This is a genomic window from Corallococcus carmarthensis (genome assembly GCF_003611695.1).
In the GTDB taxonomy this organism is placed as follows: domain Bacteria; phylum Myxococcota; class Myxococcia; order Myxococcales; family Myxococcaceae; genus Corallococcus; species Corallococcus carmarthensis.
This window is the reverse complement of record NZ_RAWE01000458.1, coordinates 1-1,147: the sequence shown is the minus strand read 5'-3', so window position 1 is coordinate 1,147 and position 1,147 is coordinate 1. Positions and strand designations below refer to the sequence as shown.

The 1,147-nt window shown below is 74.5% G+C and carries 1 protein-coding gene; it reads right to left on the bottom strand.

Annotated features, from left to right (window positions below; all coding sequences use genetic code 11):
* On the bottom strand, window positions 1-1,128 hold a 1,128-nt coding region (locus D7X32_RS44420; RefSeq protein ID WP_120608479.1), incomplete at its 3' end, for a hypothetical protein.
* Window positions 1,129-1,147: the final 19 nt, after the last annotated feature.

The window sequence follows — 1,147 nt, the reverse complement described above, 5'->3', positions numbered from 1 at the left end:
GCCCCGCCCCAGCCACACGCCGTAGCCGAACGTGTAGAGCAGCTGCCCGTACAGGTTGTCGTCGCTCACGCGCCCCGGATAGCTGTAGCCCTGGAAGGACAACCCCACGCCGCCCTCCACGAACGAGCCCGAGAAGCGCGGCCCGAAGCGCGCCATCGCGTAGCGGCCCTTGAGCGCCACCTCCCCGCCTCCCATCGTGAAGCCCTCCGTCGGGTAGCGGTGGTACGTCGCGAAGCCCTCCACATCCAGCGACGTGCCGTCCCCCAGCCCCAGCGTCCGCTCCGGCGCGCCCCACAGCCGGTACGCCGCGCCCGCGCGGATCAACGTGTTGCCCTCGTCCGGAGCCAGCCGCGCGGACGCCTCCAGCCGCACCGCCGACAACCGCGCCACCGCGTCCAGCGCGAAGAAGTTCCGGTACTCCGCCGTCGCGTCGTACACGTACTGGTAGCCCAGGTCGAACTCCAGCGGCGGCAGCGTGTCCGGCACCTGGCCCGGGTCGAACGCGGGCGACGTCACCGCGTACAGGTTCGCCAGCATCGACAGCGAGAACACCCCCGCCCCCGTCAGCGTCACCGCGTACAGCGGCCCGATGGTCTTGCGCGACGCGCCCGTCAACGCGATGGGCACCAGCCCCGCGCCAATCAACCCCAGCCCTATCGCCTCCGCCGCGAACAGGCCGCGCGCCGTCGCCGCGTCCCCCGCCGTCCACGCCCCCAACCCGTGCAGCACCAGCCCGGGCACCACCGCGACCGCCACCGGCAGCACCTTGAACGGCGGCCTGGGCGCGCCTTCCGTCAGGCGCACGCGGGGCGGCGACACCCGGCCCGCTTCCGGCCCCACCACCGGCCCGGACTCCGCCGCGGACGCCGTGGGCACCGGCCGGGGCCCTTCCTCCGTCAGCACCCGGGCCATCACCTCCGGCGGCACCACCGACGCCCCGGCGCCCCGGCGCGGCGGCACATCCCGGGGGATGTCACTGCCGCCCAGCTCGGGTCCGCTCGCCAGCAATTCGAAGGCCGTCAGCCAGTCGCCACCGTCCTGCGCCCGCGCGCCCCCCGAGGCCAGCACCAGCCCCAGCACCACCGCGAAGGTGGCCCGCGTACTCCACACCGGGCGCCCATACCCCATGACCGTCGTCTCGCTTCCC